Source organism: Okeania sp. KiyG1, from assembly GCF_014132355.1.
GTDB lineage: Bacteria > Cyanobacteriota > Cyanobacteriia > Cyanobacteriales > Microcoleaceae > Okeania.
The window spans coordinates 30010-43312 of the sequence record NZ_BLZO01000064.1 but is presented as its reverse complement, the minus strand read 5'-3'; the positions used below and the strand labels follow the sequence as shown (position 1 = coordinate 43312).

The window sequence follows — 13303 nt, the reverse complement described above, 5'->3', positions numbered from 1 at the left end:
AGATTTGTTTTACAAACAGTCTCTAATATTATTTCGACTATTACCCATATCAGTAACAATGGGAATATCAACCGCCTCAGAAATACCATCAAAATTATTCCCAGGCAAAATACCAATAGTTAAACCATTAACGGACTTCGCACCTCGAGGAGCAGCATCCATCACCCCCATCTTTCGCCCACCCGTCAATAAAACCCAAGATTCTTGAGCAATTAATTGACCAAGTTTATAGGCATTTTTCAGGTCATATGAAGTAGCGCCACTTCCCGGACCCATCACACCGATGATGATTTTCTTCATTTTATCATACCAATTTCTTACCCGTCAAATACTTCAATAATTTAACTCATATACTACTCTTTAATACCGAGCGTTTTGACATCCTCCCCGGCCTAAAGGCGCGGGGATTCCTACCGAGCCGTAACTCCTCGGCGGGTTGACGTTTTGCTTCGCATAGCTGCCGCTAACACTGGCTGCTGCTACCTTGACGCTAGTCTTACGCTTACCTCCACGTCCGTTTAATGTCTCGGACTGCCCGCCCGCGACTAATATATTTATCGCTGCATTCTCGTCTCTATCATGTTTTGCACCACAGTTGAGACACTCCCATTCTCGAACCTGAAGGTCTAGCTTCCCACCTTTAAAGCCACAATTTGAGCAAACTTGGGATGTTGGCTCAAGGGCGACTAATTACTCTGAAATCGCGACCATATTTTTCTGCTTTTCCTTCTAAAAAAGTCCTGAACGTTCTCCAAGCTAAATCAGAAATTGCTCTGGATAATTTACGGTTTTTAACCATTCCAGAAACGTTTAAATCTTCTAAAACAATTGTTTGGTTTTCACGAATTATTTTAGTAGATAATTTATGTAGAAAATCTGTCCTTGTATCTTTCAGTTTGGCATGGAATTTAGCCACTCTAACCCTGGCTTTTTCATACCTTTTAGACCCTTTAGTTTTATGAGATAATGACTTACTTAACTTTATATACTTCTTAATTCGTTTCTTCAGTGGCTTAGGAGCATCAACCTTTGTACCGTCGCTCAATGTAGCAAAGGTTTTAATACCTAAATCTATGCCTACTGAATTATCAGTTTGAGGTAAGATTTCTGGTTGTATTTCTACTACAAAAATCAAGAAATATCTATGGGCGGAATCTTTGATTACTGTTACTGATGATGGAGCAGCAGGTAACTCCCTTGACCAAACTATTTTTAGTTTTCCAATCTTAGCTAAATAAACTTTATGCTGACCAATCTTAAAGCCACCCTTTCTAAACCTAGCAGTTTGCTTTGATTTCCTACTTTTAAATTTAGGAGGTCTAACAGGTCTACCTTTTCTCTTCCCTTGAGTTGATTTAAAAAAGTTAGAGCAACGCCTGGTTTAAGTCATTCAATGATTGCTGCAATGGTATGTTAGAAACCTCTGACAACCATTCTCTTTCTTCAGTCTTTTTAGCTTGAGTAATAAAAAGCTTTTGTAATTCTGAATTAGTAGATTTCTTTTCTCCTGATCTATACCTCTGTTGGCAGAAAGCTAGACTATCATTCACTCGCCACACGGACACAGCCAAATAGCTTGGCTAATCGGTATTTTTGTCCCGGCGTTGGATATATACGGTACTTAAATCTAGCTTTCATAACTTGACGCATCAAACTAACATATAGGTTAACATATTTATTGAAAAAATCAACCCGCAATAAAAAGTCGCCCGCTTATGGGCGAGGCTTGAGACCCATTTTTTCGGTCAAAATTCGCGTTTCTTAAATAAATTGATATATATAGCTTTGACAAGAAACTCGGATTAGCGTTTCTTAAATTTACACCAAAATTAAGTTAAAATAAATAGGTAGGTTGAAATTAAAAACTTACCTATTTATCCTAACTTTTTACTAGAAAATACCCAGTACAAGTTACTGAATCACTGAAATAATAGTTGGCATTAAAAAAGCTTGTAAGCTATAAAAACGCGGAACAACGCGAAGAGTCTTCGCGTTAGCGATCGCTGTCAAATAATTCAACAAATATGAATGATTCGCTCATCTTCTCTATCCATCTCCAACCTATCCTCCCAACGGCAGGAATATTGGCTGCTTCTGGTTAGCAGAATAATCCAGGATATGGGCTGCCCATATCCTTATTAAGTTTTTAAATTAAACTATTTTAGCCAAGATATGTTCTGGATAAGTATTCACCATTCCAAAACGAGGATCATTAATTTTTTCAGGTACTATCCCCATTCGCTTACAAAGTGCTGTAGCCTTCCGGCCTAACGCTGATGCCGTCTTCACAGAGTACGAGCCTAAGCCGTACTTCGTCGCATAACCGACAACGCTGTACCAGCAACCATGACTATTCCTAAACCGTTCTAGCTCACAAGAGTTGGCTTCAGCCAGCATTTCAACGCTTTCTACAACTTCTTGCTGTTCGGCTAGCTGCTGCTTTAGTATGATATTTTCCTGTTCAATAACTGATAAGCGTTGCTCGTGTTGCTTAAATGCGCTAACCATCGCCTGCAAAACATCCCCAGTTGTAGGGATTTTCTGTTCAATAGAGTATTGACCAGTTTTGCGGATAGATGGCAGGACTTCAGAGGTAATCCATTTTTTGAAAACCTTAGCTTGTTTCTTGCGAGATTTGAGAACTAAAGAATACATTCCGGATTCTGAAACTATTGACATTACTTGATTTCCACCAGGGGTATCCACTAATACCGACCCCCTTTCATCATCGTCTAATCGGCTAACAGCATCTATATGATTATTGATTCCCAAGACGTTGCACAAATCTTTGGCCACAAAACAAGGCTCATTGTCAATGATAACAATACGAACTTCTGACTCTTGGAAGTTGAAAACTGAGAGTTGAGTATTGTTGTTTTTCATAGTATAATAGGATTTAGGTGGCCAAATCTACCGATAACTTTGGCGAGTTAGTAGATTTGGCCTTTGTCATCTCTAGCGAAAGTATTGGAAACAATTCGCTAGATTTTTTTATAATAACATATTTATTCATTTGCGAACACCACGAAATAAAGAAAAAAAGGGTACAATGTACCTTGAAAAATGATGGTAAAACCATTACTAAATGATTACTAAGCAATAATTAACTATTAATAATTAAAAAAATCAGGTTTAAAAGCCTCCCATTTTAAGGGGATAAAATCAAAATTTTTCCTTTTAGTCAATCCCATTCTTTTAAGAATGAGTAATTATTAATTGCTGAAGCATTCCACATACCATCCTCAGCTATAGTAATTTCTTGGTCTTCAAACACCTTGATTATTTCAGCCATTTTTACTCCTTAAAAATAAGATATGGGAATTCCCATATCCTGCAAACCTCACGGGGTGACAAGGTCGATGAAAGCTATATATAGAGGTGGACTTATCGAATAAGCTGAAGAATACTTCAACTGAAAGAGAACTATTATTGAGAATAGATGGGGGTGTGGTGCGTTCGCGGAGCGTTGCGTCAGCAGTATCGCACCACACCCTCCATAGTAGGTTGATTATTTATTCAAACAAAGTTAAAAACAGTTAAAAATATGATAAAAAAGGTTTGATAATTATAAATAAAAAAGAATAAAAAGTGAATAGATTAGGCTTTTATCAAGACCATATAGAACAAAAATTGAGTCCATCTCAAGTAGCAACATTACAAATATTATTATATTTAATATCAGTATATAAAACTGTACAAATATCAAAATTAACAAGCTTATTTCCTCTGCCAATCCAATCAGAAAGTAAGCGCAAACATATACAAAAATTTTTAACCCTTAAGGAATTAAGTTTACCTATATTTTGGTTTCCTTTGGTAAGAATTATGGTAGAGAAAGTATTCAGTTTGACTTCTGAATTAATATTAATTATAGATAGAATTCAATGGCAAAATACTAATATATTAATGATTAGTGTGGCCTGGAAAAAGAGAGCATTACCCATATATTGGAAGATTTTAGATCATAAAGGGGCTAGTAATTTAATAGAGCAGCAAGCAGTAATTCGTCCTGTGTTAAGATTATTAAAAAGGTATAAAATTATCATCACAGCAGATAGAGAATTCCACAGTATCTTTCTATCCCATTGGTTGAAAAAATCTCAGAAAAATCAGGTTTACTTTGTCTTAAGGCAGCGAAAATCTACCTCCATTAAACGAGGTAAAAAATATTGTTAACTCTCAGAATTAAAAGTAAAAATCGGTACAGCTAAACTATTATTAAATCAAAAAAATACTAAAATAAAGAAAGTGGGAACATATAATTTACTTGTATATAAAAACATAAATATCTCGACAACTATGTTTCAGAAAAATGGTATATTTTGACCAATTTATCATCGATTGAGAAAGTTAAAAAATATATAGCCAGAGAATGGGAATTGAAGCAATGTTTAAGGATTATAAAAGTGGTGGTTATCACCTAGAAGCAGCCAAGGCCAATCAAACTAGACTAAACAATCTAATTTTATTAATAGCTATTTCATACACAATAAATTCATTTCAAGGACAAAAATCAAGAATAAAGGTCTTCAAAAATATATATCAAGAATCAATGAAAAAGAAGAACATACAGAAGGCACAGTAATTTTTTTCTCGGATTATCCGGTGTTAATTGGATTGTAAATGATGAAATTATCAGGAAATTAGTAGAAAATTTAATGAGGTTTAATCGTCATAAATTACCATGTTATATGAATGGAATTAAAGCCATGAATAAACTACTTAATATTTAATTATTTATGAGTAACTAAAATTAATAAAAGTGAGTTTTTTGATAATCTTAATTTAGAAGTTGAGTTGAACTATTGTTCAACCTACCGTGGGGGGTGTGGTGCGATACTGCTGACGCAACGCTCCGCGAACGCACCACACCCCCATCTATTCTCAATAATAGTTCTCTTTTAGTTGAAGTATTCTTCAGCTTATTCGATAAGTCCATCTCTATATATAGCTTTCAGCTACCTTGTCACCCCGTGAGGGATTTATTTACATAATGGTTATTTTGATGATTTAGATTGGTATGATTCAGCCGAAAAAGCCTTGGTTTTGCTCTTACCTCAGATTTTACTCCTTTCCCTTATCAAAAAATTAAAGTTACTAAATCCCTGGTTTTATGAACATGGTTTGGAACTTTGTCTTGTCAGGTGCAAGATGTGAGTATGGGTTTGAGTATGTAGTGTCTTTGCGTAAGTCCTGATAATATTTTATTTCCCACATAGATACCAAATGGGTTCTATACTGTTATCTCCCCCGATTTTTTTCACTCTCCTTAATGTGAGCAGTAAATTGTTCTGTTTGCGAGCATGAGCGTTCTTGTTTGCAAGCAACTACACCTAAAACTCAACCCTGGCAAGGCTTACAATTTTAGCGATCGCTCTATTTATGAGAAATCCGGGTGATGCACTACCATCGATTCTACCTCTTCTCTTTCTCCCTAATCCCACAACCTAATCCCACAACAAGACAACTGGAAATCTTGCCGGATAGGCGAGGCGAAGTAATTGATAGCCGATTCCGGCCATTCCCTGAAAGAAACCAGGATTAAAGGCGACAGTCGATAGGTTACCCAAAAGTTGATAACTCCCTTTTTGCTGCGCTTGTTGCACTAAATGAGTAGCTTTTTGGCATGCTATGTCTATCAACTGGGGATGTTTGAGAACAAGTCCTGCAGTTAATAACAGTTCTATACGACCAAAATGACCGCAACAAAGATGATCTACACTCTGTCCCATGTATTTTTGAGTATTTTCTAAGGCAATTTCTAGCTCTTGACGGATAGCTGCACTCGATTCTATTCTTAACCCGCCTAATCGCGCTAATCCAATACCAGCAGCCCCATGACACCACATAACTTTAAAAGTAGGTGGCATGGTTAAAAAATCAGGCCAGTTAAGCACTGTAGAGGAAAAAACTGACCTTTCGTAGGCTATACCTTCCCTAGCAATATCTAAATACTCTGGCTCCTCCGTCACTTCATACAGTCGCACTAAGGCATAAGCAATCCCTGCCGCACCATGGGAAAAGCCTGTGAGGGGCTGCTCCGTGATAGTTTTCCAAGCTAGAGGCTTACCCTCAAAGCTGATTCGCTTCTTAATAAGAATCTGCCCACAGTCAATCGCTTGTTGTAAAACCTTAGTAGCTCCTGTCTCGCGATAAAGGTTTAATAAACCCAACATAGCTCCCGCAACTCCACCGATAATGTCTAATTGGCGATCGCATTCTATCCTCTCCGAGGTGAGAAAATGAGCCATTTTAACCCCATCTTCTAAAACAGTTTCATCTCCTAAAAATTTGCTAATCTTAACCAAGGCATAAATAATAGAACCAATTCCCGTTCCGCCACCGATTCCGATTTGTTGGGCAAATTTTGAAGTCAAGGCAGAATTAGAGTGATTTAACAGTCCTTTTAAAGGAGTTAACGCTTGAAGTGCTAGAGTACGAAAAGAATCTTCTCTAGTTATTTGGAATAACGCACTCAAGAATAAGGCGATCCCACAATTGCCATCATAAAGACTGTACCCTAATGGTTGAAATTGAAAGCGATTACTATGGTCAACATAGCTTAACCCTAACCAGCGAGCATTCCCAAATCGATCTACTATGGAGCGCTCGCATATCTCAGTAGCGATTTGCCTTGCTGCATTCAGAAACTGGTCAGAAGTTAAACAAGGTAAAGAGGGAGAAGGTAAAGAGGGTATGGAGGATAATGGTTTATTTTTGGCAAATCTTGCTGCAAAACTTCCCCGAATCATAGCAACTTGCTGTCTTAAATCCAAATCGCTTAAGGCTTGTAAGCGCTCTATAAATCGCTCATAGCTGGGGCTGAGGTAGTCTTTAATAGGTTGTCTGACTCCCACCGTTAAGGCGTGACTGCTAGCTGTGCTACCAAAATAGGGAATATCAAGTTGTTCCATAGCAGCTAATTCTGCAGATAAGATTGGCCAAGCTGTCGGTTTTTCCTCCCCATTAAGAAAGGTACGGCTCAAAATATCAATTTCAATGCTACGATCTACCCCATTTTTCAGGAACTCAGGTGCGAGGGTTTTTTGCAGTAGTGCTTCATAAACGTAGGTAGCACGGAAAATAAATCTTACTTTCTGAAACTGAAGAGTGGTTTGTAATCCTTTTTGATCTAAGAGTGCTTGCTTATTTTCCCTAAAAACTGATACATTTGGGTAAATCCCGTGATTAAATCCGCTTCATAGTCTTCGGGAGCTAATGCTACTCCATTTAATTGAGGAATGTTAGCTTGTTCAGCTAAAGTTCCCCGTTCTTCAAGGAGATAAACTTCATCTGTGTTGATAAATTTCCATCTGGGTAAAGAATAAGGGGCTTTTTGAGCAGTGATACTCCCTAACCCACTAATATCGTAAGCAATCGCGTTATCTGGGCTAAAATCCCAACGAGGTAACAAACCTGTTCGCAATACTGAATCCCATAACTGGCGATCGCCATCAATGCTCTCTTGGATAGAACCGGGGATTGTTTTTGCCTGGGGGTGCATCAAGGTTTCGAGATCGATTAGGACTAAATGTTCGCCATGAGCGATTAAATTCTCATAATGACAGTCATTACCTCCCAAGACATACAGCAAGCAAAGTAGCATTCCCCTCGCTGATAAAAGCGCTGTGCTGCTGCAGCATCAGCACAGGGTTCTTGTTCTATATAGTCTAACACCCAGCCATAAGTATCGCTATCGCAGTGATCGATAGTTTTAAAGGGGAGAGGAAACTGCTGTTGATTACACCAGGTTAGCAGTTGATTGTAAGCCACTTCTAAACCGATGTTTTTGGGTTTATAGATTATTTTTTGCCCCGATTCCAAGGTTAAAATGAATACGGAACGTCCCCGATTATGAAAATCGGAGAGGGAACCTTGAATTTCTTTAATTTTACCTTGCAGTTGAGGTACTGTACTACGATCGTCCTTCAAACGAAGGATAAATTCTGCTGTAGCTTCTACCCAAAAATTTAGGGTTGTTACCATTAATCGGGCTAAAACAGGATAGTTTTTCCATAAAGTCAGTAAGCCATCTTGTAAGAAGTTTTTAACAAAAGCTTGATAATAAGTTGTTTCGGGAGGCGTAAGGTCTAATTGCGTCAATAAATCGAATTGTTCTAGAAAGAAATTCAGTCCATTGTAGATTGGCGGGCGAAATTGGCAAAATTCATGGTAAAGAGTTTTTCCTCCCATGTTAACTAGCCGTTGAAGCAACATTCTCTCTAGGTTTTGGTAGGCCCTGGCAGAGAGTAAGGTGAAGGGAATTTGCTCAAAAGATATAGTAGGTATGGCTAGACGTTCACAGAGTTTTTTCCGGGCGACAATAACTGCAGAGAACCAAATTTCTTCAAAGGGAAGGGGATTATTCGGATCGATGGGGAAGGAAGGAAACTGCTCTGTAACTCGCTTCAAATTAAACTTTGCTGTTGTTTCTACCCAAAGGGTTAAAATTTCTGTCCAAGGCGGAAGAGAAAATTCTGTACTAATTTTTCCATTTTCTAGGAATGGTTTGATTTCTTCCAGGGTTAAATTATCCCACTCAAGGCGTTTTTTCAATTTTCTCCAATCTCCATCCCCGATTATTTGACACCAATGTTCTAAGCGTTGATTAATGATTTCTGTTTCATTACTTGACAATATAAAACAAGAGCTTAACTGATTCAATCTTTCTGATAATGAGCTTGCTTTTAAACTAATTTCTGATAATATATTGGTTTCAATTATCATAATTTTTTATAGTAAAAATGTGACAGTTTTTATTTTCAGTTTCCCCAGCAATTAATACTCAATATTATCTTAATATATCTCTAACAAACAGTTTCATAAGTAACTCATAAATGAATTTAATTAGCTGGGTATAAATAAAATTAAAATAGGAGTTATGAGTTCTTACTGTTACCTATTCCCTATTCCCTTGTCATCACCATTTTATAATTAATTTTATCTTCCTACTTAATGTAAGGATTCATATTCTATGGAAAAGCCTATAAATCTTGATTGATAAGCATTTCAGGCAATTATATCCCAAATTATATTATCAATTAGAAATGGCTACAAACCTTTATTTTCGTCATTATTGAGAATGAGACTATTAAATTGCTGAGTTAGCCATTTTCAGAGTTCTCTCTATAACTGGGTTTGAGATACCTGAATCCTTACTACTTAATTACTTATTTTTTTCTCTATAACAAGGGTAAAACCTCGTAATTTACCATCAGAAGTATTAAATTGTTGTAAGGTACGGATGCGTTCATTTGGACTTACTAAGTTAATAGTTTCTGCTGTTAATTGTATCCCCGTTATTTTATGGGTGACATTAATAATAATCAGATTTTCACCTAATTCTGATACCAACATAAGAAAGTCATAATAATGGATATCTGGGCTTTCCAATAGCAAGGTATTTTCTCCAACTGCTTTACCAAAAAAATGAAGCGTTTCTTGTCTCCCATCAGAATAAGTATTTTCGTTAGTTTGTACCCATTGATTGTTTGCAATTTTTTGTTTTAATATACTGGTAAACTGATAACGCTCTTTTCCTGTCGGATCTAAAGCTATCCAGTTTCCCTCCCAAGTTCCTACCAACTTTGGCAACACTTTAAATTTACTTATCTGATTCATAATTCTCTCAAAAAGTTAACAGCTAATCATCTATAGCAGCAATATGAAATCATTCGCGATCAAAAGCTGAGGGGTTTTGTCTCTCAACCAAAGCGCTAAGAGATTTGGAGACAAAACCCCTACGTTCAAATCTTACAACCTATGCACGGATTGCTACTATATTTACACAGGACTTAGGCAAGATACTAAATTATACACCACCTGTAGGGGTTAACTGCGGTTAACTCCTACTAGATATGGTAGCTCTCTCTGCGTAAGTCCTGTTCATAACAACGGAAAGCACTGTATATAGCGCTAGGGAATAGGTATGGAGGGAATAGTAAAATGTTAAAGAGTTTCAGGATTTAGAAATGTCCGCGCCCAATATTCGACTACTATAAACTAATTTTTCAGACTATGTTCAGCTCATCTTCTCTTTGATTAATTTGACAGTTTTATGCCCAATAATAGATAGTATCATCCTCGTGAGACAAACCCACAAATCCTCCAATACTGTAACGAATCTTATTTCCTTTAACTTCCGAAATCGCGTGCCAGATACAGGCTCCATGAAAAATAGTTAAATCTCCCGCCTGGGGATGATAACGTCTTTGCTGACAGTTTTCCAAGTCTAATTCTTTTTTAGGAGTAGTCAATTCTGCTGGTAAACCATCATATAAAATCAACTCTCCTCCTGCTTCTGGCGGGTCAATTACCAGAAAATAACTTAGACAATCTTTAAGTTTCACAATTTTGTGCAACCCTTCAAATCCCTCCATGTCGATAAATTCATTACCTTTATGTAAGGATATTCCTCCTTGATTGGGATAAGTAAATCGCACTAGAGCAGGTGAATAAATATTCCCGTTTTGGTGAGCAGGAGCAACTTTTCGATTATTTGAGAGCTTCGTAAAAACGCTTTTAATTGTTGCTTCGTAACCCGGCGGCTCAAAAACCTCCTTTAACACCTTCCTGAGCAAAACTGCGTCTTGAAAATATTCGCTCCGATCGTTGCCACTGGCGGGGAGAATAGCTCCAAGTAATTTTCCATACTTTTGAGTGGAGAGTAAATGCTTAAAAGATGCTTGTTTTTGAGTTAAATTTTCTTTAACTACCTCCATCTCTGTTAGAGAAAAAACCTGCTTAATATGTATCCCATCAATGTTACCTTGGTAAATTTGATTAATCCCGTCAGAATAATTCCCTAGAGAATTAATATCAGTTGTAATCCATTTCTGTTCCATGTCCAATTTCCTTAAATTGTCCTAACTGATCGAGGATTTGTTTACTAGCTCACTTGTCCCTAGATAAAACAAGTTGACCCTAGTATATTATTATAGGCAGGACTTACGCAAGGGCACTACATATAGTGTTAACCCTTAAGGTTCTCTATACATTTGCTATCTAAACTAAGTTCCTCTTAGCGATTGCCAGAGCCACAAAATTATCATTAACTGAAATGAAAAATTAGATTGAGTATATTTTAGGTTGTCTGGCTCACGGGGTGACAATGGCCTCAAAAGTATTGCTAACAATGGTTTAAAGGATTAAAGTGATTCTTGAAAATTACGCTCAATAGTGAAAATAATTATTATTATTAGTGGAGGTTGTAGTTAAGCGATCGCTCAATTACAACCCCACATTAGGTTGATTTTTATTTCAACTCAATACCACTAACAAAATTTATATCAGCCCACTAAAAATTATTTTTAGTTATTAGATAAACTGTGAATTCTTGAAAGTACAAATACTTAATCTAATAACATAGACATCGCTTTTAATCCTCTTTGATAATAGAGCTTTTTCTGAGGTGATAGATTCATCATACTGACGACTTTCATATTTAATGGGCAGAGGAAAACAAGCAGCTAACCTTTCTATTTTAACAGTTTTTTGGACAGTAATTAACAAAACTAAAATTTTAAAAGTTTGAAGTTGAGTATTGGTCAAAGATTGTTTAAAATATGACTCATACAATGATAAAAATTGCATTTTGGTCGGTCTATTTCTGTAAGAGGAACGACTTTTTTTACCATAAAATGTGACTTATGGCTACCATTAACAATTGACATAAAAGTCAACTTAGGAGCCGTGTAAAAATAACTTGAACAAATTACCTCCAAAGCTAAATAATAAAAGTATCACGTTTATTGTTGGGTAATATGTCTGATAACTCTGTAGTCAAAACTATTCAAGACAAGTATGAATTGTTGTGGCCTTACTTAAACGAAAAAACACGACGTATATGGGCAGCTATTGAAGCTCAAAGCCTGGGTTGGGGAGGTCTCACCTTGGTGGCCAAAGCAACTGGACTTTCGCGGACAACAATTCATGCTGGTATAGATAATCTCTGTAAATCAGATGGAACAACAAGATCGGACTACAGCGATCGAATTCGTGAATTTGGTGGTGGCCGTAAACTACTAGAGGAAAAAGACCCAACTCTGTTAACAGATTTGGAATTACTGATTGAACCCGCGACTTTAGGAGACCCAGAATCTCCTCTGAAATGGACCTCAAAAAGTGTAGCTAAATTAGCAGCAGGATTGAATCAAGGGGGACACAGAATCAGCCCTAAAAGTGTTTATAATTTACTGGAGTCTCTTGGTTACAGCCTACAATCAAATCGTAAGACTCGCGATCGCTCATCTCACCCAGATCGAGATGCTCAGTTTTTACATATTGCTCAACAAGTTAGATATTTCCAATCTGAAAATCAACCAGTCATTTCTGTTGATACCAAGAAAAAAGAATTAATTGGGGATTTTAAGAACTCTGGTCATGAATGGTGTGTTCATGGACAACCAATAGAAGTACGAATGCACGACTTTGCTGACCCGAAATTGGGTAAAGCAATTCCCTATGGAATTTATGACTTAACTTTGAATACTGGATGGGTGAATGTTGGCATTGACCACGACACAGCCTGCTTTGCAGTGGAGTCGATTCGCCATTGGTGGTACTCAATGGGTGAAGAACTTTATCCAGATAGTCAAAAGATAATGATTACAGCTGACTGTGGTGGTAGTAATAGTTATCGCTCCCGACTATGGAAGTTAGAACTACAAGAATTTGCTGACGAGATTAATCGAACTATTCATGTGTGTCATTTCCCTCCCGGTACCAGTAAATGGAACAAAATTGAACATCGCTTGTTTTGCCAGATCACCCAAAACTGGCGTGGCAGACCCCTAAGTAGCTTGCAAGTCGTGATTAATCTTATTAACAATACTACTACCACACAAGGATTGAATGTAGTTGCTCACCTAGACGAAAATTTTTACGAAACAGGAATTAAAGTAAGTCGCGAAGAATTTAATGCCATTAGAATTGAGCCAGACTTTTTTCATGGTGAATGGAATTATATGATTAAGCCGAGAACAATAGCTTAAATTGTTCAAGTTATTTTTACACGGCTACTAAGATTGGGGATGCTGATGTGCAGCGATCGCCGAGCCCCTTACTAATAATAATTATTATTTTCACTATTGAGCGTAATTTTCAAGAGTCACTTTAATCCTTTAAACCATTGTTAGCAATACTTTTGAGGCTATTGTCACCCCGTGAGGTTGTCTGGTATTATTATAATTGAAAATAGCATATATTTTTATATCGTTTAGTAGACGATAGTGTGGGTATAAAAAAATACCAAAAATTGGAAGAATAAAAATGGAATGAGTTGGAATTAGAATCAGGAAAAATT

10 protein-coding genes and 4 pseudogenes are annotated in these 13303 nt (G+C 36.9%); 3 read left to right on the top strand and 11 right to left on the bottom strand.

Annotated elements, in window-relative coordinates; translation table 11 throughout:
• Positions 1 to 24: 24 nt before the first annotated feature.
• The 6 genes and pseudogenes from SAGCYANO_RS13305 to SAGCYANO_RS13285 form a co-directional block, all read right to left on the bottom strand.
• A pseudogene (locus SAGCYANO_RS13305) lies at positions 25 to 300 on the bottom strand (cytochrome); the annotation flags it as partial.
• A 60-nt stretch (positions 301 to 360) separates the two neighbouring features.
• Positions 361 to 615: pseudogene (locus SAGCYANO_RS49225) on the bottom strand (zinc ribbon domain-containing protein); the annotation flags it as partial.
• A gap of 61 nt (positions 616 to 676) precedes the next feature.
• Positions 677 to 1309: pseudogene (locus tag SAGCYANO_RS49220) on the bottom strand (RNA-guided endonuclease InsQ/TnpB family protein); the annotation flags it as partial.
• Positions 1310 to 1364: 55 nt separating this feature from the next.
• Positions 1365 to 1550 (bottom strand): hypothetical protein, encoded by a 186-nt coding sequence (locus SAGCYANO_RS49215; protein WP_307785881.1) that lies wholly within the window; start codon positions 1548 to 1550, stop codon positions 1365 to 1367.
• Positions 1543 to 1638 (bottom strand): helix-turn-helix domain-containing protein, encoded by a 96-nt coding sequence (locus SAGCYANO_RS49210; protein ID WP_202223267.1) that lies wholly within the window; start codon positions 1636 to 1638, stop codon positions 1543 to 1545. Before SAGCYANO_RS49210 ends, SAGCYANO_RS49215 begins: the two co-directional genes overlap by 8 nt.
• A 513-nt stretch (positions 1639 to 2151) precedes the next feature.
• Complete coding sequence (locus SAGCYANO_RS13285) at positions 2152 to 2883, bottom strand: Bro-N domain-containing protein (RefSeq protein WP_202219549.1); 732 nt, start codon at positions 2881 to 2883, stop codon at positions 2152 to 2154.
• 705 nt (positions 2884 to 3588) lie between these two features.
• Between SAGCYANO_RS13285 and SAGCYANO_RS13280 the strand changes: the two genes are divergently transcribed.
• Both SAGCYANO_RS13280 and SAGCYANO_RS13275 read left to right on the top strand, forming a co-directional pair.
• The gene (locus SAGCYANO_RS13280; protein ID WP_202220518.1) at positions 3589 to 4176 is read left to right on the top strand and encodes a hypothetical protein; all 588 of its coding nucleotides are present in this window, start codon (positions 3589 to 3591) and stop codon (positions 4174 to 4176) included.
• A 211-nt stretch (positions 4177 to 4387) separates the two neighbouring features.
• A complete protein-coding gene (locus tag SAGCYANO_RS13275; protein ID WP_202220517.1) occupies positions 4388 to 4585 on the top strand; it encodes a hypothetical protein in 198 nt (65 codons plus the stop codon).
• 862 nt (positions 4586 to 5447) lie between these two features.
• On the opposite strand, the pseudogene SAGCYANO_RS13270 reads toward SAGCYANO_RS13275, so the two are convergent.
• The 5 genes and pseudogenes from SAGCYANO_RS13270 to SAGCYANO_RS13245 all read right to left on the bottom strand — a co-directional run bounded on the left by SAGCYANO_RS13270 (position 5448) and on the right by SAGCYANO_RS13245 (position 11592).
• Positions 5448 to 7606, bottom strand: a pseudogene (locus SAGCYANO_RS13270) (type 2 lanthipeptide synthetase LanM family protein).
• The gene (locus tag SAGCYANO_RS47540; RefSeq protein ID WP_202220515.1) at positions 7549 to 8727 is read right to left on the bottom strand and encodes a DUF4135 domain-containing protein; all 1179 of its coding nucleotides are present in this window, start codon (positions 8725 to 8727) and stop codon (positions 7549 to 7551) included. The pseudogene SAGCYANO_RS13270 and the gene SAGCYANO_RS47540 overlap by 58 nt, the downstream one beginning before the upstream one ends.
• Before the next feature lie 435 nt (positions 8728 to 9162).
• Positions 9163 to 9621 (bottom strand): DUF3598 family protein, encoded by a 459-nt coding sequence (locus SAGCYANO_RS13255; RefSeq protein WP_202220514.1) that lies wholly within the window; start codon positions 9619 to 9621, stop codon positions 9163 to 9165.
• A gap of 434 nt (positions 9622 to 10055) precedes the next feature.
• Positions 10056 to 10844, bottom strand: coding sequence for a 2OG-Fe(II) oxygenase (locus tag SAGCYANO_RS13250; protein ID WP_202220513.1), 789 nt, complete (start codon positions 10842 to 10844; stop codon positions 10056 to 10058).
• A 472-nt stretch (positions 10845 to 11316) separates the two neighbouring features.
• Positions 11317 to 11592 carry a hypothetical protein gene (locus tag SAGCYANO_RS13245; RefSeq protein ID WP_202220512.1) on the bottom strand — a complete coding sequence of 92 codons (276 nt, stop codon included), beginning with the start codon at positions 11590 to 11592 and terminating at the stop codon, positions 11317 to 11319.
• Positions 11593 to 11762: 170 nt separating this feature from the next.
• On the opposite strand from SAGCYANO_RS13245, the gene SAGCYANO_RS13240 reads away from it, so the two are divergent.
• Positions 11763 to 12992: an ISAzo13 family transposase gene (locus tag SAGCYANO_RS13240; RefSeq protein ID WP_202218595.1), complete on the top strand. Its 1230-nt coding sequence runs from the start codon at positions 11763 to 11765 to the stop codon at positions 12990 to 12992.
• Positions 12993 to 13303 lie beyond the last annotated feature (311 nt).

Excerpts from the sequence above, each read along its gene's own strand:
- SAGCYANO_RS13240 (WP_202218595.1), top strand. The coding sequence starts at position 11,763 with ATGTCTGATAACTCTGTAGTCAAAACTATTCAAGACAAGTATGAATTG.
- SAGCYANO_RS13285 (WP_202219549.1), bottom strand. The coding sequence starts at position 2,883 with ATGAAAAACAACAATACTCAACTCTCAGTTTTCAACTTCCAAGAGTCA.
- SAGCYANO_RS47540 (WP_202220515.1), bottom strand. The coding sequence starts at position 8,727 with ATGATAATTGAAACCAATATATTATCAGAAATTAGTTTAAAAGCAAGC.
- SAGCYANO_RS13255 (WP_202220514.1), bottom strand. The coding sequence starts at position 9,621 with ATGAATCAGATAAGTAAATTTAAAGTGTTGCCAAAGTTGGTAGGAACT.
- SAGCYANO_RS13245 (WP_202220512.1), bottom strand. The coding sequence starts at position 11,592 with ATGCAATTTTTATCATTGTATGAGTCATATTTTAAACAATCTTTGACC.
- SAGCYANO_RS49210 (WP_202223267.1), bottom strand. The coding sequence starts at position 1,638 with ATGAAAGCTAGATTTAAGTACCGTATATATCCAACGCCGGGACAAAAA.
- SAGCYANO_RS13275 (WP_202220517.1), top strand. The coding sequence starts at position 4,388 with ATGTTTAAGGATTATAAAAGTGGTGGTTATCACCTAGAAGCAGCCAAG.
- SAGCYANO_RS13250 (WP_202220513.1), bottom strand. The coding sequence starts at position 10,844 with ATGGAACAGAAATGGATTACAACTGATATTAATTCTCTAGGGAATTAT.